This window comes from Actinomadura sp. WMMA1423, assembly GCF_006547145.1.
Taxonomy (GTDB): Bacteria; Actinomycetota; Actinomycetes; order Streptosporangiales; family Streptosporangiaceae; genus Spirillospora.
Genome location: NZ_CP041244.1, coordinates 5,494,926 through 5,514,868 on the forward strand (window position 1 = coordinate 5,494,926; position 19,943 = coordinate 5,514,868).

Annotated in this window: 17 protein-coding genes; 15 read left to right on the forward strand and 2 right to left on the reverse strand. The window is 71.7% G+C overall.

Features of this window, described 5'->3' with window-relative positions; translation table 11 throughout:
* The first annotated feature begins 260 nt into the window (after positions 1-260).
* The 10 genes from ssd (at position 261) to FKD65_RS25575 (ending at position 8,841) form a co-directional block, all read left to right on the forward strand.
* On the forward strand, positions 261-1,334 hold the full coding sequence (gene ssd / locus FKD65_RS25530; RefSeq protein ID WP_141579881.1) for a septum site-determining protein Ssd: 1,074 nt from the start codon (positions 261-263) through the stop codon (positions 1,332-1,334).
* A complete protein-coding gene (locus FKD65_RS25535; RefSeq protein ID WP_141579882.1) occupies positions 1,331-2,485 on the forward strand; it encodes a TadA family conjugal transfer-associated ATPase in 1,155 nt (384 codons plus the stop codon). The genes ssd and FKD65_RS25535 overlap by 4 nt, the downstream gene beginning before the upstream one ends.
* A gap of 441 nt (positions 2,486-2,926) precedes the next feature.
* Positions 2,927-3,619, forward strand: coding sequence for a type II secretion system F family protein (locus FKD65_RS25540; RefSeq protein ID WP_240809593.1), 693 nt, complete (start codon positions 2,927-2,929; stop codon positions 3,617-3,619).
* Positions 3,620-3,833: 214 nt separating this feature from the next.
* The gene (locus tag FKD65_RS25545; protein WP_141579884.1) at positions 3,834-4,109 is read left to right on the forward strand and encodes a hypothetical protein; all 276 of its coding nucleotides are present in this window, start codon (positions 3,834-3,836) and stop codon (positions 4,107-4,109) included.
* A 531-nt stretch (positions 4,110-4,640) separates the two neighbouring features.
* Positions 4,641-5,225 carry a type II secretion system F family protein gene (locus FKD65_RS25550; protein WP_240809594.1) on the forward strand — a complete coding sequence of 195 codons (585 nt, stop codon included), beginning with the start codon at positions 4,641-4,643 and terminating at the stop codon, positions 5,223-5,225.
* Positions 5,226-5,311: 86 nt separating this feature from the next.
* Entirely contained in the window at positions 5,312-5,506 is a 195-nt protein-coding gene (locus FKD65_RS25555; protein ID WP_141579886.1) for a DUF4244 domain-containing protein, read from the forward strand.
* Complete coding sequence (locus tag FKD65_RS25560) at positions 5,503-5,865, forward strand: TadE family type IV pilus minor pilin (RefSeq protein ID WP_141587064.1); 363 nt, start codon at positions 5,503-5,505, stop codon at positions 5,863-5,865. The genes FKD65_RS25555 and FKD65_RS25560 overlap by 4 nt, the downstream gene beginning before the upstream one ends.
* Before the next feature lie 267 nt (positions 5,866-6,132).
* Entirely contained in the window at positions 6,133-6,504 is a 372-nt protein-coding gene (locus FKD65_RS44420; RefSeq protein WP_168221190.1) for an Rv3654c family TadE-like protein, read from the forward strand.
* Between the two features lie 195 nt (positions 6,505-6,699).
* Entirely contained in the window at positions 6,700-7,962 is a 1,263-nt protein-coding gene (locus FKD65_RS25570) for a hypothetical protein (RefSeq protein ID WP_141579888.1), read from the forward strand.
* A 507-nt stretch (positions 7,963-8,469) separates the two neighbouring features.
* Positions 8,470-8,841, forward strand: a complete 372-nt coding sequence (locus tag FKD65_RS25575) for a hypothetical protein (protein ID WP_141579889.1) — start codon at positions 8,470-8,472, stop codon at positions 8,839-8,841.
* A 525-nt stretch (positions 8,842-9,366) separates the two neighbouring features.
* Here the strand turns inward: FKD65_RS25575 and FKD65_RS25585 are convergent.
* Entirely contained in the window at positions 9,367-11,688 is a 2,322-nt protein-coding gene (locus FKD65_RS25585) for a DEAD/DEAH box helicase (RefSeq protein WP_141579890.1), read from the reverse strand.
* Between the two features lie 249 nt (positions 11,689-11,937).
* Between FKD65_RS25585 and FKD65_RS25590 the strand changes: the two genes are divergently transcribed.
* The 5 genes from FKD65_RS25590 (at position 11,938) to FKD65_RS25610 (ending at position 17,669) form a co-directional block, all read left to right on the forward strand.
* Positions 11,938-12,291 carry an STAS domain-containing protein gene (locus tag FKD65_RS25590; RefSeq protein ID WP_021597910.1) on the forward strand — a complete coding sequence of 118 codons (354 nt, stop codon included), beginning with the start codon at positions 11,938-11,940 and terminating at the stop codon, positions 12,289-12,291.
* A gap of 16 nt (positions 12,292-12,307) precedes the next feature.
* Positions 12,308-12,757 carry an ATP-binding protein gene (locus FKD65_RS25595; protein ID WP_141579891.1) on the forward strand — a complete coding sequence of 150 codons (450 nt, stop codon included), beginning with the start codon at positions 12,308-12,310 and terminating at the stop codon, positions 12,755-12,757.
* A 594-nt stretch (positions 12,758-13,351) separates the two neighbouring features.
* A complete protein-coding gene (locus tag FKD65_RS25600; protein ID WP_141579892.1) occupies positions 13,352-13,585 on the forward strand; it encodes a hypothetical protein in 234 nt (77 codons plus the stop codon).
* A 742-nt stretch (positions 13,586-14,327) separates the two neighbouring features.
* A complete protein-coding gene (locus FKD65_RS25605) occupies positions 14,328-16,817 on the forward strand; it encodes a sodium-translocating pyrophosphatase (RefSeq protein ID WP_141579893.1) in 2,490 nt (829 codons plus the stop codon).
* Between the two features lie 381 nt (positions 16,818-17,198).
* Entirely contained in the window at positions 17,199-17,669 is a 471-nt protein-coding gene (locus FKD65_RS25610; protein ID WP_141579894.1) for a histidine phosphatase family protein, read from the forward strand.
* Between the two features lie 4 nt (positions 17,670-17,673).
* Here the strand turns inward: FKD65_RS25610 and FKD65_RS25615 are convergent, their stop codons facing one another.
* Positions 17,674-19,926, reverse strand: coding sequence for an FUSC family protein (locus FKD65_RS25615; protein ID WP_141579895.1), 2,253 nt, complete (start codon positions 19,924-19,926; stop codon positions 17,674-17,676).
* Positions 19,927-19,943: the final 17 nt, after the last annotated feature.

A 19,943-nucleotide genomic window follows, 5' to 3' on the forward strand; every position in this document is an offset into this window, starting at 1 on the left:
TCATCTCCGGCCCGCGGCGTTGTCCGCGAGTCGTCGCCTGCCCTTGGCATCGCCTGGGCCCGCGCCCGGCAGCTTGGACGCCATCCGCGCCATCCGCGCCATCGCCCGTCTGAGGCCCCGCGGTCGGTCGGTTCGCGTGTGGGCCTTCGCCGCCGCCCGGACCGTGTGCGCGGCGAAGTTATCCACAGTTGGCGGATCCTTCTCGCCGCCTTCCCCGCTGCCCGCAAGGTGGAGCCAACCGAACGTCGAAGGAGCATCCGATGAACCTTGCGGCACTGATCGTCACCGGCGACCACACCCTCGCCGACGACCTCCTCCGCCTCGCCGCCGCCGCGGACGCCCACGCCGAAGTCGCCTACAGCGCCGATGAGGCGAGACCCGCCTGGACATGGCCCGCCCTCATCCTCGTGGGCGCCGACATCGCCGAGGACCTCGCCTCCGCTGGTCTCCAGCGCCGCCCCGGCGTCGTCCTCGTCGCCAGTGGCGCCGGCCCCGACGCATACCGGCTGGCAGTGGAGGCAGGCGCGCAGGACGTCGTCGCCCTGCCCGACCACGAGGACTGGCTGATCGACGCCTTCGCCGCCGCCTGCGAACCCGAGGGCGGCTGGGCCACCACCCTCTGCGTCGTCGGCGCCCGCGGCGGAGCGGGCGCCAGCGTCCTCGCCACCGCGCTCGGCCTCTCCTCGGCAGGCCAGGGCCTACGCACCCTCCTGGTCGACGCCGACCCGTACGGCGGCGGCATCGACCTCGTCCTCGGCCTGGAGTCGCACGAGGGCGTCCGCTGGCACGACCTCGCCGAACGCCGCGGTCGCCTGAGCGCCGCGACCCTACGCGAGACCCTGCCCAGCTCGGGTGACCTTTCCGTGCTCTCCTGGCGGCGCGGCGAGCCCGTCCCGATCTCCGAGGAGGCGATCCGCTCCCTGTTCGACGCCGCCGCCCGCGGGTTCGACCTCGTCGTCGTCGACGTTCCCCGCCATCCAGGCGACCTCGGCCGCGCCGCCCTGCGCGCCGCCGCCGTCACGCTTCTGCTCGTCCCCGCCGAGGTCCGGGCCACCGTGGCGGCCGACGGCCTCGCCACGGCCCTCCGCCGTGACACCACCGACCTGCGCCTGGTCGTCCAGGGCCCCGCCCCGGGCGGTCTCACCCCCGACGCGGTCGCGAGCGTCCTCGCTCTCCCGTCCGCCGGGTCCTTCGACCGCGACCGCCGCCTCCCCGCCGCCCTTGACGGCGGCGATCTCGAACGCGCCTGCCGCCGCGGCCCCTTGGCCGACTTCTGCGCCACCGTCCTGGCCGACCTCGCCCTCCAGCCCTACGCCTACCGGGAGGCCGCGTGACCGGACATCTCTCCAGCGCCGTCCGCGACCGCCTCGCTCATACCGGTGGCGAGGCCACGACCGGCCGCGTGGCCGCGGCGCTGCGCGCGGAGGAAAGGCTGCTCGGCGACCGCGAGGTACTGGCCCTCGCCGACGAGTTACGCGCCGAGTTCGTCGGGGCCGGCCCTCTGGAGCCACTGCTGCGCTCGCCGGACGTCACCGACGTCCTGGTGAACGGCCCCGACGAGGTCTGGATCGACACCGGCTCCGGCCTCGTCCGAACCGCGGTGCGCTTCCCCGACGAGGCGACCCTCCGCCGCCTGGCCCAGCGCCTCACAGCCGCCGCCGGCCGCCGCCTCGACGACGCCTCCCCCTACGCCGACGCCCGTCTCCCGGGCGGCGTGCGCCTGCACGCCGTCCTTCCCCCGGTTGCCGCCACCGGCACCTGCCTGTCCCTGCGCCTCCCCCGCCGCCGGGCCTTCACGCTGGACGAGCTGGTCACGGCCCACACCGTCCCACCCGAGGGCGCCGACCTGCTGGCCGCCCTGATCGAGTCCCGGGCAGCCTTCCTGATCAGCGGCGGTACCGGCACAGGCAAGACCACCTTGCTGAGCAGCCTCCTCTCCCAGGTCGACTCGTCCGAGCGCCTCCTCCTCGTAGAGGACTCGGCCGAGCTCAAGCCCGACCATCCCCACGTCGTCCGGCTGGAGGCGCGTCCGCCCAACACGGAGGGCGCCGGAGGCGTGACCTTGAACGACCTGGTGCGCCAAGCCCTCCGCATGCGGCCTGACCGACTGGTCGTAGGCGAGGTAAGGGGCCCTGAAGTCGTGGTTCTCCTGCAAGCGTTGAACACCGGCCACGAGGGCGGCTGCGGCACCCTCCACGCGAACACGGCAGCAGATGTCCCTGCCCGGCTGGAAGCCCTGGCCTGCGCGGCGGGCCTGACCCGGGAGGCCGTCCACAGCCAACTGGCCGCCGCCTTGGACATCGTGGTCCACCTGGTCCGCGATCCAGGCGGAGGCCGCCGTCGGGTAGCGGAGATCTGCCTCTTGCAACGAGCCCCAGACGGTTTGGTCGGCGTCGTCCCCGCCGTCTCGTTCACAGCCTCCGGTGAGGTCATCCACTCCTCGGGCGCAAACGCCCTCACAACCCGCCTGCGAGGCACCCCGTGAGGCCTCCTGTCACTCCATGCCAGACCGGCGAATTCGCGATGTCGGGGTCTCGTCTATGTCGGGGCTCTGGCAGGCGATCCCGGGGCCGCGGGGCGCCACCATCGTGCAAACCGGCCTGCCCCCGCACCAGAAGCCCCCCACCCAGACCACTCGCGAGGTGCCGCGTGACAATCGCAGCCGCCCCGCATGCGCTGGCGCTGGGTGGCTCTACGCCCCCGCTGCCCCGCCCTAGGGCTCCAACATCTAGACCGCGGGTGAGTTGCCCCGTAACGGTCGCAGTCGCGCTGAGTGGGATCGCTGCCCCACCGATCCACCATCCAGAGCACGTGCGAGGTGCCTTGTGACGGTCGCAGTCGGGCCTTGTGCGATCGCTGCCGAATGGACCTACGTGCCACCAGCCATGGCACTCCACCATCGAGACCGACCGCGAGGTGCCTTGTGTTGATCGCCTTGGCCGTCCTCTGTGTGGCCACGGCCACCTGGACTTACCTGGCACCCACGCCAGCGGCGCACCGCCTGGACCACCTGCTGGCCCCTCCACCCGCCGACCCGATACGCCCACTACGCACCAGACTTGAGAACCTGAAGGAACGCCGGACGCTTCCGCAACGCCGCCGGACCTCGATCATCGAACTCTGCGATGCCATGGCCGCCGAACTCTCCGCAGGCCGGACCCCCGACGAAGCGTTCACAGCGGCCGCAACCGTCCTCGACCCACACGTGTCCGAGGAACTGCTCAGTCTGCCCCGCCCACCTCCCGACCACCTGGACGAACTGGCCGCGCAGCCCGGCGCCGAGGGCCTGCGCCTCCTGGCGGCCTGCTGGCGGGTCGGCTCCGAGCGCGGTGGCACCCTGGCCACCGTCCTGGACGGCTTGGCAAGTGCCCTTCGCGACGAGGAGGCCCAACGCCAGGACGTCTCCGTTCAGCTCGCCGGTCCCCGAGCGACGGCCCGCCTCCTGGCCGCACTGCCACTCCTGGGCATAGCCATGGCCGCCGCCCTGGGCGCCCGCCCCATCCCGTTCCTCTGCACCACCCTCCCCGGCCTCGCCTGCCTGATCGCGGGCGTTGCCCTCAACACAACCGGCCTCTACTGGACCCGCCACCTGGCCAAATCCGCCGAATCCCCGCGCTGACCCCGGCATCCGGAAGCGCTCGCGCCGCTCACCAACCGCAAGGCCGCCACCACCTGCAAGCGGAAGACCAATCCGTGGCAGAGGCGTCCAACAGGCGCCGCGGTGCGTGCCAGCCCGACAAGGCCGACGCGGCGCCATCCCTGCGCGTTGTGGCGGTTTGGCTGAGTCGGTCGCGTACACGGGGCAGCTAGTCGAAGACGAGCCATGAGGAGGGTTGCCGGGGCGGCCCGCCGACGCCGGTGCCGACGTGTCGGGGGCCCACGTTCCGGGGGCGGCCGACGTGCCGGGGGCCGACGTGCCGGGGGCCGACGTGTCGGGAGCGGCCGACGTGTCGGGGGCCGATGTGCCGGGGGCGGCCGACGTGTCGGGGGCCGATGTGCCGGGGGCGGCCGACGTGTCGGGGGCCGATGTGCCGGGGGCGGCCGACGTGCCGGGGGCCGACGTGCCGGGGGCGGCCGACGTGCCTGAGGGCTGGCGTGCTGGGGGCTGAGGTGCCGGGTTCGGTGCCGGCGGCGGGGCGGCGCGTGGGTGCGGGGTGCGGGTGGTCTCGCCGGGCGTCCCGTGGTTGGCGGTGCAGCCACGCCGGAGCGGGGTCTCGCCTGGGGCCGGCGCAACTGCGAGACAACGAACCGGTCGTGTGCGGGGCGCTTGATTGAGCGTGGCAAGGCGCTCTGGCGTGGAGGTTGATCTGACGCCTTGCTTCCGGCGGTGTCTTGGCGGGCGTTGGCGGGCTGCGGGCGGGCGAGTCGAGTTTGAGGCAGGTGAAGTGATGACGGCGCTGATGGCCATGTTCTGCGCAGCTGCATCGGGCTTCCTTCTTCCCAGGGAGACGAGTGCGGCCACGCGGAGGCTGATCGGTCGGTTCGGTGGGCCCCAGGGAAGACATGCGAGTTCCGAACGGCGGCCCCGGTGGGGGATGAATCGTGCTCGTTCAGGAGCGACGTCCGTCCGGGCCGCGGAGGTGAAGGAGCGGGATGGGCCCGCAGAGGGGACCGGACCCCGCGATGTCATGCTCCGGCGGGTGGCGGCGGGCGCGGCGGGGGTCCTGTCCGCGCTGACACTGGGCGGCCTGGCCGGCGGTGTGATCGGGGTCCTGGTCGCGGTGGCCGTCTGGCTGTCCTTCAGCCGTCTCGGCAGTGGCGACCGCCGCCGCAGACGGGCGCGGCTCGTCGCGGACCTTCCCGTCGCAGTCGATCTCCTCGCCGCCTGCCTGCGCGGCGGTGCGCCCTGGCATGAGGCGGTCGCGGCGGTCGCGGACGCGGTGGGAGGCCCGCTCGGCGAAGAGTTGCGGGGCGTGTCCGTCCAGATCCGGCTGGGTGCCGACCCGGCAGGGGCCTGGCTGGCCCTGACGGAGGAGCCGATGCTCGCGCCTTTGGCGCGGGCGGCCGTCCGGGCGTCGTCCACGGGAGCGGCGCTGGCACCCTCCCTCAGCCGTCTCGCTCGCGACCAGCGCCGGGTGGCCCGTTCGGAGGCCGCCGCCAGGGCGCGGTCCGCGGGCATTCGGGCGCTCGCCCCGCTCGGCCTGTGCTTCCTTCCCGCCTTCGTCCTGCTCGGCGTCGTCCCTGCCATCGCCGGGATCGCCTCGACGATCCTCCTGCCCTGGTGAGCGGGTTATCCACAGAACGCGGTTCACCCTTCAGCCGGTGTCGCACCTCGGCAGTCTTGAATCGACCACGAGCGAAAGGAGCCCCGATGAGGGCGTGGAAAACGGTGGTGCGGCGATGGTCCGGAGCCTGCAAGGACAGCGGGATGTCCACCGCCGAGTACGCGGTCGGCACCATCGCCGCGGCGGCCTTCGCCGGCCTGCTGTTCAAGATCGTGACCAGCTCGCAGGTGAAGACGATGCTCTTACAGATCATCGAGAAGGCCCTCAACCTGGCGGGCTGAGAGACCGCGGGACGGTCACGGCGGAGATCGCGGTGGCCCTCCCCTCCCTGGTGCTGATCACTGCGATCGTGCTGTGGGGCGTGAGGGTGGTGTCCGTGCAGCTCGCCTGTACGGACGCCGCCCGCAGCGGCGCCCGTGCAGCGGCCAGAGGCGAGTCCCTCACCGCGGTGCGGGACCTGGTGGTGAAGGCCGTCCCCGAGGGGGCGATCGTCCGGGTCGATCGCGACGAGGCCACCGTCCGCGTGGACATCACAGCCTCCGTCGCCACGGCATCCGCGATCGGCCTACCGGCCTTCGTCGTCCACGCCCACACGGCCGCCGAGGCAGAACCCGGCGTTCCACCCACCACCGATCCGTGAGCGCGCCACCAGTGGAACCCGTAGGCCGAGCCGGCAGGAGCAATGGATCGCAGCATGCTCCCAGGCTGGTCACGGCATGCCAGAACGAGGTGCCCCAGCTCGTCATGTCAATGGATTGGAGAGGCCATGCGAGGCAGTGCTCCTAGGTGCCTGTGTGTCGCAGCCGCGGCACGATACGTCCGCCGAGGGCGCGCATCGAGATCTGTGACGGCCGCGTCCGATGCGGTCGGCGGGCTTCGCAGGAGTAGAGCGAAGCTGGGGAGCGCGATGAATCCGCGACCGGGGGATCGAGGGTCGGGGACGGTCTGGGTGCTGGCGTTCGCGGGCCTCGTCTGGGTGGTGGGGGTGGCGGCGATCCTGGTCGGCGGGGTCCGCGGCGCGCGGCATCGGGGCGAGGCGGCGGCCGACATGGCTGCGCTGGCCGGCGCCGCGCGGGTCGCCGACGGAGGCGCGGTGGCATGTGCGAGGGCCAAGGAGATCGCGGTCGAATCACGCGCACAGGTGTTGCGGTGCCGGGTGCAGGGCGAGGTCGTCGACGTCTCCGTGGCCGTCGACATCGTGATGCCCACGGGACTGAAGGGTCGGCGGATCGTTTCTCGGGCGAGGGCTGGTCCTGTGGAGCAGGACGGCGTACCCTAACGCCACATGCCTCGTTGCACTGAGTGTCAATAGAGGTAGGAGGTGGCGGAGAGTGAAAACACGTTCCTCTTTGTCATCCTCCTGTGACTTTTGCTACCCGGTGGTACGTTACGCTGCCGTAAGCCCATAGTTATCGCCAGGCGCGGTGCGCTCGGCGGGACGAGACCGGCGCGAGCTGTCGAAGGGATTGAGGCCGTGACCATCATTCGCAGGATCGGTGCGATCGCACTCGCGGCACCCCTTGCGATGAGCTTCCCGGTACTCGCCGCCCTGCCTGCGCAGGCGGCCACGACGAGCGTCATCACACCGGCGGACGGCGCCGTCATCAGCAGCGGGTCCGAGCTGACCGCCAAGGCCCACTTCGACTTCGCGATCACGATGCAGTTGCGAGTGGACGGCCCGGGGATCGGCGACACGTTCCTCCAGGAGAAGGACTTCTCCGGGGATATGTCCGGGACCTTCTCGATCAGCAGGAATGGCCGCTACAAGGTCTACCTGAAGGGCAAGCAGACCAACCACGTCTACGACTCCAACACCTTCACCGTGCGCATCGCGCCGGCGGCCCCCACCGGCGTGTCCGCCAGCGCGTCCGGCGGCAAGCTCGTCGTGAAGTGGAACCGCGGTCTCGAAGACGATCTCACCGGTTACGCGCTCTCCGGTTCGGGCGTGAAGTCCAGGGCCGGCTCCCTCGGCTCGCTCTGCCGGGGGACGAGCTGCTCCACCACTCTCTCGCTGACCAAGTCGAGCGGTGCGGTGTCCGTGGGCGTCCGCGCGCGGCGCTCCACCGGCACGGGCGGCTCCCTCTACTCGAGCACCGCCTCGGCGACCGCCTCGCTCGGAGGTGGGACTGGTTCCCAGCCCGGCGGCTCGGCGCCGAGCCTTCCGTCCGGCGGCTCGGGGGTTCCCAGCAGCGGGACGCCGCTGACGCCGTTCAACAACGATTCGCCGGTGACCCTGCCGTCCGTCCAGCCGGACGGTGCGACACCCGGCCTCACCTACCCCGCACCGCAGATCGCCACGGACTCGCCGAAGGCCCAGAACGTCGCGGCGACCGACCGGCTCCAGTGGGGCAAGAGCGTCGGCATCGCGCTGGTCCTGCTGATCGTCGCCGCGCACCTCGGGACCTGGACCCGGCGCCTCCGCGTCGCTCAGGCGGGCACGAGCAGCAACGGCATGGCTGCCCGCATCGCACGCAGCGGTACCGGCCGTGGACGGGTGAGCAAGGCACGCGAGCAGATCGCGCGCGCCGAGGCGGCCGCCAAGACCGCCCCGGTCGTCGCGGCCAGGGCCAAGGGCGCCCGCTCGTCCAAGCGGGCCTCCGGCACGGCCGTCCTCGACTCGAAGCCGAAGGCCGGCCGTCGCCCCGCGACCCTCGGCAAGCCCTCCAGCGGAGTGAACGTCCGCCTCGCCAAGCCCGGCGCGCCCCCGAAGCCCAAGCGCGGCCGCCGCCGCAAGTAACCACCAGTCGCGTTCGTCGGCGAACCGATAGCGTCCCCCCTCCCTTGAGCGTCCGTACGACGGCGGGTTCGTACGGCGGTGGGTTCGTACGGCGGTGGGTTCGTGCGACGGCGGGGCCCGCACGGTGGTGGGTTGGTGCGGTGGTGGGTTCGTGCGGCGGCGGGGGCCGTACGGCGGTGGCTGGTCGTGACGGATATAGGTGCGGCATGGCGGCGTTTTGGTTGGCGTCTTGTCCGTGTGGCCGGGGTTGCCTCGCCCGTCGGGGGTCTCGCCCCTCGCGGCCTCGCCCCTCGCCCCTCGCGGCCTCAGGGCCTCAGGTCCTCAGGTCCTCGGGGGCGCTGGGTGTCGGGGGCGGGTGAGGGGGAGGGGCTGGCGGGTGGTCTGGGCACGGTCTAGGCTGCCTTGCCAATCGGATCGTCTGGCTTGTCCGGCAACGTGTTCTGTCGTCCGAGCTCTCGGCCTGGCCCCGTGCGGGCGGTCAGGCCCGATGGAGAGGAGACCCTCCGCATGATCTTCCTGGGAGTGCTCGTCGCGCTCGCCGCCGGTGCGGTCGGCGTTGCCGTGGTGCTGGACAACGCGGGTCCGGCCAGGCTGACCCTGTTCGGCGACCAGGTTCCGGGGATCACGTCGCAGTGGCAGGTGTTCATGGCCGGTGCGGTGGTCGCCATCGTGTTCACGGCGGGGATGATGATCGCGACGCTGGGGTTCCGGCGCGCGATGAACATGCGGCGGGAACTGCGGGACCTGCGGGACGAGCACGAGGAGTCCCTGCACACGCTGGAGATGGAGCGGCGCAGGCTGCAGCAGGCGCTGGCCCAGGCACGGCGTGGGATGGATGATCAGGCCTCAGTCCCGGCCCAGCGCGTCGCACCCAACTGACCCGAAATGCCCGCTGACGGGGCTGACCTCCCCCAACTTTGATCGGGCGTCCCTAGCAGACCGGCCTTGCCCCCGGTGATTTGGCTGACCCGGTTGGTCGGCCGTCTCCGTCCTGGCCCAGCTGCTTTCGTTGTCGCGCCGTGTCCGTTGCTCGCGCCGTGTCCGTTGCTCGCGCCGTGTCCGTTGCTCGTGCCGTGTCCGTTGCTCGTGCCGTGTCCGTTGCTCGTGCCGTGTCCGTTTCCGCGCCGTGTCCGTTGCTCGTGCCGTGTCCGTTTCTGCGCCGTGCCCGTTTCTGCGTCGTGTCCGCGGCCTGAGTTGTGAGCAGTGGCCGAGCTAACCCAACTGGCTAGGCCGCGCTCGGTTGCCGCTCCGCGTCCGGAGGACCCTGGCTGCGGCGGGCTGGGGTGCGTTGGCTGGTGGGGAGGGCGTTCGGTGGCAAGGGTGGTCTCCGGTCGGCGTCTTAGCGGGGGTTGGGGTGGGACGGGGCCTTCTTGGGGGCGTGGTGGGGCAGGGGCCCGTGGGTGTTCAGGGGGTGGGCTGTTCGGGGGCTTCGGCTAGGAGGACGGCTAGGAGGTCTAGGGCGCCCTGTTTGTCCAAGGGGTCGTTGCCGTTGCCGCATTTGGGGGACTGGATGCAGGACGGGCAGCCTGAGTCGCATTCGCAGGACTCGATCGCGTCGCGGGTTGCGCTTAGCCAGGCTGCGGCGTCGCCGTAGCCGCGTTCGGCGAATCCGGCGCCGCCTTCATGGCCGTCGTAGACGAACACGGTGAGAAGGCCGGTATCGGGGTGGACGGCCGTAGAGACGCCGCCGATGTCCCAGCGGTCACACGTGGCGAACAAGGGAAGCAGGCCGATTGAGGCATGTTCCGCTGCGTGGGCGGCGCCTGCCAGGTCCAGGTCGTCCAAGCGGGAGATCTGGGCTTCGGAGAGGGTCCACCAGACGGCTCGCGTGCGGAGGGTGCGGGGTGGTAGGTCCAGGGGCTTCTCGCCGAGCATCTCCCCTGTCTGCATGCGGCGCATCTGGTACGCGACCACTTGGCGGGTGACTTCGACGGTTCCGAAGCTGAGCTTGGCCTCGCCCCAGGAGACGGAGCGGAGCCGTTCCACGATGCTGATGTCGGTGACGTCGCGGGCGGTGGTCGAGTAGTCGGGATCGGCCGCCTCGACGAGCGCGACGGAGTCGTCCAGGTCCAGGGTCTGGACGATGAAGGACTCTCCCTGGTGGATGTAGACGGCGCCCTCGTGCACTGTGGTGTGCGCGGACGGCTCGTCTACGGTGCCGAGGAGCCGTCCGGTGGACGCCTCGACGACCTGGATCGGCGCGCCGCCCGCGCCACGGATGTCGGCCAGGTCGCAGGCCCGCTCGCGTCGCGTCCAGTACCAGCCGGCGGGGCGGCGGCGCAGGAAGCCGCGGCGCACCAGGTCCGGGAGCAGGTCGGCGGTCGCGGGGCCGAACAGAGGGAGATCGTCCTCGGTGAGCGGCATCTCGGACGCCGCCGCACAAAGGTGCGGCTCCAGGACATAGGGATTGTCGGGGTCGAGCACGGTCGCCTCGACCGGCGTCCCGAAGATCGCCTCCGGGTGGTGGACGAGGAACGTGTCGAGCGGATCGTCACGGGCCACCAGGACGGACAGGGCCGCCTGACCGGAACGTCCGGCACGTCCCGCCTGCTGCCAAAGGGAGGCGCGGGTGCCCGGCCAGCCGCACACCAGGACCGCGTCGAGCCCGGAGACGTCCACACCGAGCTCCAGGGCGTTCGTGCTCGCCAAACCGATGATCGAGCGAGAGCGCAGGGCGGACTCCAGCGCCCGCCGTTCCTCAGGCAGATAGCCGGCGCGATAGGCGGCGACCTGCTCGGCCAAGCCGGGGGCTACGTCGTGCAGAGCGCGCTTGGCGCTGAGCGCCACCGACTCTGCACCTCGCCGGGACCGGACGAAGGCGAGCGTCTGCACGCCCTCGACGACGAGGTCGGCCAGGAGGTCGCCGGCCTCGGCGGTGGCCGTGCGGCGGACGGGGGCGCCCTGTTCACCGCGCAGGTCCGTCAGGGGCGGCTCCCAAAGGGCGAACGTGGCGGGCCCGCGTGGAGAGGCATCCTCGTCCACTGCGACCACGTCGAGACCCGTCAGACGGGACGCGGCCGCGGCGGGCTCCGACGCGGTGGCCGAAGCGAGGATGAACGTGGGGGACGAGTGGTACCGCCCGCACACCCGGCGGAGGCGGCGCAGAACCTGCGCGACGTGAGACCCGAAGACGCCGCGGTACCCGTGGGCCTCGTCGATGACGACATAGCGGAGCCGGCGCAGAAAGGACGACCAACGGGTGTGCCCGGGAAGGATCGACCGGTGCAGCATGTCGGGGTTGGTCATCACGTAGTTGGCGTGCTGGCGGACCCACGTCCGCTCGTCCTGCGGCGTGTCACCGTCGTAGGTGGCGGCGCGCACGCGCGTGAGCCGCAGCGCGCGCAGAGCACGGAGCTGGTCGGCGGCCAGGGCCTTCGTCGGCGACAGGTAGAGGACCGTGCCCTCCTGGCGAGGGTTCTCCTCACCCGCGTAGATGGCCTCGACGCAGGGCAGCAGGTAGGCCAGGGACTTGCCGGAGGCCGTTCCTGTGGCGATGATCACAGATCGCCCCGCGTGGGCGTGCTCGGCCGCCGCGGCCTGGTGCGTCCACGGCGACTCGATTCCGGCGGCGGCCAGTCGCTCCACCAGCAGCGGCGGTGACCAGTCGGGCCACGCCGCCGGGCGGCCCTGACGTGCGGGAACGCGCTCTACATGCGTGATGCGCTCGCGCCGTGAGGGGTCGGCGAGCAGCCGGTCCAGGGGAGTTGAGGATCTTTGGGCGCCCATCAGGTTTTCAGTGTGCCAGCCGGGGCAAAACTACGGGAACGCCCCGGCGCCGGAGGGCCTGTTCCCCCTGCTCTGACCCTGAGATCAGCAGGTCAGGCGGGATGGCGCGAACTTTCGCCCGTGTGGGCGATTACGTGCGTACGCGACGCCGGAGCGTGGTTGAATCACGGCGAAGTCTCGGCGTTCGGCCGCCCTCCGAAGGGGTCGGACGGCGGGATCGGATAGTGCTGCATGGCGCGTGGAGGATCTGTGGATCTGAAGGTTAACGACTACACCACCGACGATGGCCTCACCGTCATCAACGTGGAGGGCGAGATCGACGTCTACACGGCGCCGAAGCTTCGCGAGAAGCTCATCGATCTGGTAAACAAGGGCAAGTTCCACCTGCTCGTGGACATGGAGAAGGTGGAGTTCCTCGACTCGACCGGGCTCGGCGTCCTGGTCGGCGGGCTGAAGCGGGTGCGGGCCCACGACGGCTCCCTGGAGCTCGTTTGCACCCAGGAGCGCATCCTCAAGATCTTCCGGATCACGGGGCTGACCAAGGTCTTCGGCATCCACGACTCGATCGCCGAGGCCGAGGAGAAGCGCAAGGGCGCCAAGTAGGCGGCCCGCGGCTGAAATGTCGACCGTTGAACTGTCCTTCAGCGCGCTGCCCGTCCACGTCAGGACCGCCCGGCTGATCGTGACCGCCGTCGCCCGCCGCAGCGGTGTCGCCGAGCCTCTGCTGGACGAGGTGAGGCTCGCGGTCGGCGAGGCGTGCTCCCGTGCCGTGGAGGCGCACCGCCGGCACTGCCCGGACGAACCAGTCAGTCTCGAACTGCGCGGCGAGAAAGGCCGCTTCGAGGTGATCGTGAGCGACACCGTCCCCGGCGACCTCCCCCCGGAGGGGCTCCCCGCGACCGCCCTGGACGAGGGAGTGGACGAGTTCGAGTACGGCCTGGGTGAGGGCACCGCTGAACTGGGTCTGGCCGTCATCGCCGGGCTCGCCGACGACGTGGAGATCGCCAACACGCCGAAGGGGGTCCAGATCCGCATGAGCTGGCCCGCCGAAGCCGAGGCGACCATCTAGAGGTGTTCATCGCCGTGTTCTCCTTTCAGGCCTCCGGGGCCTGAAAGGAGAACACTGCTGTGCTTATTGCAGTGCTCTCCTCCTTCGGGCCTGGCGGCCCTCCATCGTCGAGCGCTGCGGCGATCGCTGGCATCGCTCCGGCTCGCCTTGCGGCTCGCTGCGCGATCAGGTTCTTGCTTCGCTTGAACCTGCCTTCGGACGCGATCGCGGCCATTGAGGTCGTCGCGTGGTTGCGGTGTGGGCTGAGGTTGTTGCAGTAGTGGGTGCGGGGTGGTGCGCCGGGCTTGCCTTGGCGGGCTCGCTGCGTTAGCTGGTTCTTGTGGGCTTGAAGCCTCCCTCGGACGCGGTCGCGATCCTGAGGTTGTTGTTCGGTGGGCTGCGTCGGCTGAGAGCGGCGCGGTCCGGGAGTGGGCGGCTGGGCTTGCTCAGCGCACTTCCTCTCCGGCCTTCCCGGCGGCGGAGGCTGCGGGGGTGTCTCCCTATGCGGGTCATCGAGAATCGGCTGCGTTCGCGGTCTTGGCGGGGTGCCGGATCTGGGGTGGGGCGACGTCAGGAACTTCTTCGACCGCTCTGCGGGTCTGGCCGGTCCCGGGCGTGCTGGTGATCTTCCGCCCGATGTCCGCAGGGGAGATCGACTTCGATGTCGACCTGCGCGAGTTGCAGGGCCAGGAAGGATTGGGCGTCCTCTGCCGGTTCTTGGCCGCTGTGGGGCGTCGCCTGGGCAAGCCGGTGGTCATGACGCCCGAAGGCGACTACGGCAACCCGGTCCTCGGGTTCGATCCCGCGGCCGACCGCGTAGTGCTCATGGCGGACCCGCAGATGAGATGACCGCCGGGGCAGGTCGGAACTCCTAGCGGGCGCCGCCGCGGAGCGTCGCGAACGCCACCCCTGCTGGAGTGTGGCTGCGATGCCTGGAGTTCTGGGGGCCTGGGACCTGTCTCGAAGCCGCCTCGGCCCCGCACGCGAACGCGTGACCTGCCCGGTGGAGCGAAGCCGGAGGCGAGCGGAACCGGGCAGATCGCGAAGCGATGCCGCGTTCGCCCAGGCACGGTCACGTAGCGAGCCCCAAGGCGAGCGAAGTGGGCCGGGACTGCCGGAAACACAGCCGCCAGGCGAGCGAAGTGGGCCGGGGCTGTGTGAGCAGCAGGCGGGGCTGGTGGTGCGGGTGGTGTGAGATTCTCTTGTGATCGTCGGGCATCGGATCCGATTTGGGTCTGGACATATTCCGTGTTAATGCCTAGCTTGATTGCGGACGCCGGTGGTGGCGGCGACGTTCCGGCCATGCGCTGTGCCCGTCAAGGTATCGGCGGGGTAATAAGCGCATGGCCCGGTCTGACCTGGGGCGATGTCGTCTGATCAGGCCAATGGGTCAATTTCCGGCGTATCGCATGTTTCATTTCGGCGACATCTTCATGAAGGGCGTCGCGGCCTTAACATTCGACTTACGCGTGCGTAGACTCCCGGCACCCGCGTTGCCGTGCGAGGCGTTCGAAATCATGACTCGTGGGGTACGCGGTAAAGATCGCTTTTATCTCGGTCGCGATCGCAACGCCCCTGTCGAGGAGGACGGATGCCCGGGTTTTCCCTGTCAAGCCCGGCCAGCGCAGAAGTGGATCTCGGCGGCGGCGACCTTTCCCTGGTCGTCGTCGTCGCCGTGATCGCACTGCTCGCACTGGCCGTCGCCGCGGGTCTCGTACGCGATGTCCTGGCCGCAGGCCAGGGCACCGACAAGATGCAAGAGATCGCGCGCGCCGTTCAGGTGGGCGCAGGCGCCTACCTGAAACGCCAGTTCCGGACGGTCGCGATCTTCGTGGTCCTGATCCCGCTCGTCCTGCTGCTCCTGCCCGCCGACTCCACCGGCGAGCGGATCGGCCGGTCCGTCTTCTTCGTCATCGGCGCGATCTTCTCCGCCGTCACCGGGTTCACCGGCATGTGGCTGGCCGTCCGGGGCAACGTCCGGGTCGCCGCGGCCGCGCGCGAGGAGGGCGGCGAGAAGACCGCGATGCGGATCGCCTTCCGCACCGGCGGCGTCGCCGGCATGTTCACCGTCGGCCTCGGCCTGTTCGGCGCGGCCGTCGTGGTGCTGGCCTACCAGGGCGACGCGCCGAAGGTGCTGGAGGGCTTCGGCTTCGGCGCCGCGCTGCTCGCCATGTTCATGCGTGTCGGCGGCGGCATCTTCACCAAGGCCGCCGACGTCGGCGCCGACCTGGTCGGCAAGGTCGAGCAGGGCATCCCCGAGGACGACCCGCGCAACGCGGCGACGATCGCCGACAACGTGGGCGACAACGTCGGCGACTGCGCCGGCATGGCCGCCGACCTGTTCGAGTCGTACGCGGTCATGCTCGTCGCGGCGCTGATCCTCGGCACCGCGGCGTTCGGCAACCAGGGCCTGGTGTTCCCGCTGATCGTGCCGATGATCGGCGTGATCACCGCGGTGATCGGCATCTTCGCGGTGGCGCCCCGCTCCGGCGACCGCTCCGGGATGACCGCGATCAACCGGGGCTTCTTCATCTCCGCGGCGATCTCCGCGGTCCTCGTCGCGGTCGCCGCGTTCGTGTACCTGCCCTCGTCCTTCTCGGAGCTGGACGGCGTCCGCGACAAGGCCATCGCCGGCCTGGACGCCGACCCGCGCTGGGTCGCGCTCGGCTCCGTCCTGATCGGCATCGTGCTCGCCAGCGCGATCCAGCTGCTCACCGGCTACTTCACCGAGACCAGCCGTAAGCCGGTCAAGGAGGTCACCGACAGCGCCAGGACCGGCCCCGCCACCGTCATCCTGTCGGGCATCTCGCTCGGCCTGGAGTCGGCCGTCTACACCGCGCTCGTGATCGGCGCCGCCGTCTACGGGGCGTTCCTGCTCGGCTTCGGCAACACCACCGTCGCGCTGTTCGCGGTGGCGATGGCCGGCACCGGGCTGCTCACGACCGTCGGCGTGATCGTCTCGATGGACACCTTCGGGCCCGTCTCCGACAACGCCCAGGGCATCGCCGAGATGTCCGGGGACGTCCAGGGCGAGGCGGCCGCGGTGCTGGAGCGGCTGGACGCGGTCGGCAACACCACCAAGGCCATCACCAAGGGAATCGCGATCGCGACGGCGGTCCTCGCCGCGACCGCGCTGTTCGGCTCGTTCCGGACGACGGTGATCGCGGCGCTCGCCGACGCCTCGAAGGGGGCCAAGGACGCGATCGGCGCCGACTTCCTGAACTTCAACCTGTCGATCGCCAGCCCGAACGTGCTGATCGGGCTGATCATCGGCGCGGCCGTGGTGTTCATGTTCTCCGGCCTGGCGATCATGGCGGTGGGGCGCGCGGCCGGCCGGGTCGTGGTCGAGGTGCGCGAGCAGTTCCGCACCAAGCCCGGGATCATGGACTACACCGAGAAGCCCGACTACGACCGGGTCGTGGACATCTGCACCCGGGACGCGCAGCGCGAGCTCGCGACCCCGGGCCTGCTGGCCATCCTGACGCCGATCGCGGTCGGCTTCGGCCTCGGGTACGCGCCCCTCGGCGCCTACCTCGGCGGCGCCATCGCGGCGGGCGTGCTGATGGCGGTGTTCCTCGCCAACTCCGGCGGCGCCTGGGACAACGCCAAGAAGCTCGTCGAGGAGGGCCACCTCGGCGGCAAGGGCAGCGAGGCGCACGAGGCCACGATCATCGGCGACACGGTCGGCGACCCCTTCAAGGACACCGCCGGCCCCGCGATCAACCCGCTGATCAAGGTGATGAACCTGGTCGCGCTGCTGATCGCGGACGCGGTGGTGACCTATGCGGGCAACACCGCGCTGCGCGTCGGGGTCACCCTGCTGTCCGTCGCCGTCGTCGTCGCGGCCGTCGTGATCTCCAAGCGGCGCGCCGACCCGATCGGCGGCTCGTCCGGCGATCCGGCCGTCGAGGGCGGCAAGCCGGAGCCGGGCGCCGCGAAGAGCGGTGAGCCCGCGGGCTCTCTCGAGAAGGGCCAGGAGGAGGCCGCGGTCGCCGCCGAGCCGACCGGCAACGGCACCGGGAGCGGAACCGGGGCCAAGGCCGAGCCCGACACCGAGGAGTCGTCCGCAGGCAAGTCCTGACCGTCTGAAAGGGGAGGGGCCGGTGGCGACGCGCCACCGGCCCCTTCCTCGTCTCCAGCGGTCCGTTGCGCGTCTTCAGCGGCTCGTCCGCGGCTCCGGGGGCTTCCCGTCCCTGCGGGGGCTCTCCGCCTCGCCGCCGACCGGTGCGCGTCTTCGGGGGTGCCGTCCCGAACGCGCCGGGCTGGTCGTACGCTGTACGGGAGAGCGGGGACGTGCCGTCCCCGACGCAGGCGGATCGGACTCGGGAGGCGGCCGTGGCGAGCGGCGGCAAGCGGGCGATGTCGGGGCCCAAGGGCTTCGCCATCGTGATCGGCGGAATGCTCGGCATCATGCTCGTGCTCTGGACCCTGGCGGCCCTCGCGGCCCCCTAATGTGGCGGCCATGCCCACGCTCATCGTGCTCCGCCACGCCAAGGCCGAGGCCGGCTTCGGCAAGCCCGACATCGACCGCGTCCTCACCGACCGCGGGCGCCGCGACGCGGCCGCTACCGGAGACTGGCTGCGCGCCGGCGGCCTCGTCCCCGACCGCGTGCTGTGCTCGCCCGCCGCGCGCACCCGGGAGACCCTCGCCCGCCTGGCGCTGGACGCGGAGGCCGGCTTCGAGCCCGGCATCTACGACAACGAACCCGAAGGGCTCCTCGCCCTCATCCGCGAGGTACCGGACGAGACCGACCGGCTCCTGCTGGTCGGGCACAATCCGTCCGTGCACCAGCTCGTCCACGACCTGACCGGCGAGGCCCCCGACGCCTTCCCCACCTGCGCCCTCGCCGTGATCGGCCTCCCTCCCGGCGAGTGGACGGACGTCCGGCCCGGCCTCGGCGCGCTCCGCACCGTCCACACCCCGAAGGACTGACGGTTCACCGGCGCGGCTCGGCGGCCTCCAGGGACGACTCGATGACCTGGTTCACGTCCCGGCGCAGCTCCCTGATCGTGTAGCGGGTCCCCGAGACCTGGAGCAGGGCGTGCCGGAGCGGGGTGAGCTCGTCCGGTCCGACGCCCTCCTTGATCTCCGCGCGGCGGCGCCGCGTGAGCGTGGCCAGGTAGGAGTCGAGCTCGGCGAGCTCGGCACCGAGCTCCTCCACGGGCGCGCCGGCGTCCGGGCCGCGCGCTCCCGGCTCCTCCAGCACGCCGGCCGCCTCCTCGAGCTGGTCGGCGAGACGGTCGAGGATCTCGGGGATCGGCCCGGTGTCCACGGCCTGCTCCCTGGACATCTTCGCGACCGCGATGAGGTGGTCGCGGGCGCGGTGCGCGGCGGCCGCGGCCCTGCGCAGCCGGTCCATCAGCTCGAGGTCGGGGACCCGCTCGTGGCCGATCCGCGTGCGGGCCTCGGCGACCGACTCGGCCGCCCGCTCCGCCGACACGATCGTGTCGTGCGGCAACCGGACCTGCTCCCCGGAGAGCACGTCCGCCGTCGTCCGGACGAGACCGGCGTGCGTGCGCAGCAGCCGTTCGAGCTGGCCCGGCAGCCGTTCGCGGTGCCCGGCGGGCCAGAGCAGCAGCACGGCGAGGTAGGCCGTCAGCGCTCCGGCGAGCGTCAGCCCGATCCGCTCGCCCGCGATGCGCCAGTCGGCGGGCGCGGAGAAGTCCAGCAGCATCATCGCCAGGGGCGTCCCGAACAACGCCCAGTAGGAGAAGTTCACCGGCCGCATCGCGAACCCGGCCCCCGCGAAGCAGAAAGCGATCACCGCGACGGTCGGCTGCCCGGGCGCGAGCGTCAGGATGACCGCGGCGACCGCGGCCCCGGCCGCGGTGCCCCCGACGCGCTGGACGAGCCGGTCGACGGTCTCGCCGTAGGTGGCGCGCAGGCTCAGCATCGCGGTGATCGTCATCCAGTGGCCGTGCGGGATCTCGAGCGCGGCGGTGAGCGCCATCGACACGACCGCCACCACGTACACCCGCGACACCTGCCGGAACGTCGGCGAACGCGTGCGGACGGCGCGGCGGATCCGGTCCCACACCGGCATCGGGTCGAGCGTGCCCGGCATCCGCGGCGCCGCGAACCTGAGGCGCAGCCCGCCCGCGACGAGGCGGCGCGTGGAGGCGACCTCGCCGGCGATGCGGTCGATCGAGCGCCGCACCTGGCCGATCAGTGCGACCGCGACGAGGTCCTCGTCGCCGGCGAGCCCGGCGCGCCTGATCTGCTCGGCGGCCCGGCCCATCCGCCGGACGGCGGCGGACTCCTCGCGGCCGAGCGGCGCCTCCCCCGCCGTGGCGATCGCGCCCGCCAGCAGCCGCAGCCGCGCCGCCAGCGCTGAGATCGCCGTCTGCGTCTCCATCTGCCACTCGCGGTCCGGCGGATAGTTCTTCGCCGCCTCCAGGACGGCTTGGAGCGTCACCGTCTCGTGCAGCACGCGCCCCAGCGCGTCGATGAGTCGCTCAGGCCGCGTGGGTTCGTTCCCCGCGCGTCCCGACCGGTACAGGCCGTAGGTGGCGCGCGCCGCCGTCAGCGACTCCGACGCCGCCCGCCGCTTGGCCTCCCAGTCCGGGATCCGGGTGACCGCCAGCAGGTCCGGGTTCGTCAGTTCGACGGCGTCGAGGGGGCCGGCGTCGTGGGCGCCCACGTCCTGCGCCACGGCGTCCAGCGCCTCGGCGACCGCGTCCGCGGACTCGCTCAGCGCCTCGCGCAGCGGCCGCAGCCGCCGCGCGGGCCAGGGCGCCAGCAGCAGCACCGCGGTCAGGAGCCCGCCCATCAGCTCCAGCAGCCCGATGTTCAGCACGTCCGCCGACGGTGGCCGGACGGCGCTCAGCAGCACCGCGAGCCCGGCCGTCGACCCGATCCGCGGCACCGCCACGCCGAGCGCGACCAGCGGCGGAACCACGATCACGGCCGGCCACAGATGCCCGCTGAGCAGCCCGCCCACCCCGGCGCCGACCGCGACGATCAGCACGCCCACGGTGAGGTTGCGCGCCCGCGCCCCGTAGGGCCCCTGCTCCGGCGCGCGCAGCGCGACCAGGTAGGCCCCGAGCGCGATCATCGACCCCTGCGCGGGACGCCCCGTCACTGCCCCGACGAGCAACGGCACGGCCACCGCGACCGCCGCGGCGACCCCGTAGAACGGCGCGGCCCGCCCATGAACCTGGGCATAAGCCCCCCGCGCCCGCCGCAGCATAGGAGGTTGTCTACCCT

Bases quoted from the DNA above. Each gene is read 5' to 3' on its own strand.
- FKD65_RS25575 (WP_141579889.1), top strand. From the start codon at position 8,470: ATGATCTTCCTGGGAGTGCTCGTCGCGCTCGCCGCCGGTGCGGTCGGC.
- FKD65_RS25585 (WP_141579890.1), bottom strand. From the start codon at position 11,688: ATGGGCGCCCAAAGATCCTCAACTCCCCTGGACCGGCTGCTCGCCGAC.
- FKD65_RS25610 (WP_141579894.1), top strand. From the start codon at position 17,199: ATGCCCACGCTCATCGTGCTCCGCCACGCCAAGGCCGAGGCCGGCTTC.
- ssd (WP_141579881.1), top strand. From the start codon at position 261: ATGAACCTTGCGGCACTGATCGTCACCGGCGACCACACCCTCGCCGAC.
- FKD65_RS25615 (WP_141579895.1), bottom strand. From the start codon at position 19,926: ATGCTGCGGCGGGCGCGGGGGGCTTATGCCCAGGTTCATGGGCGGGCC.
- FKD65_RS25595 (WP_141579891.1), top strand. From the start codon at position 12,308: ATGTCGACCGTTGAACTGTCCTTCAGCGCGCTGCCCGTCCACGTCAGG.
- FKD65_RS25605 (WP_141579893.1), top strand. From the start codon at position 14,328: ATGCCCGGGTTTTCCCTGTCAAGCCCGGCCAGCGCAGAAGTGGATCTC.
- FKD65_RS25555 (WP_141579886.1), top strand. From the start codon at position 5,312: ATGAGGGCGTGGAAAACGGTGGTGCGGCGATGGTCCGGAGCCTGCAAG.
- FKD65_RS44420 (WP_168221190.1), top strand. From the start codon at position 6,133: ATGAATCCGCGACCGGGGGATCGAGGGTCGGGGACGGTCTGGGTGCTG.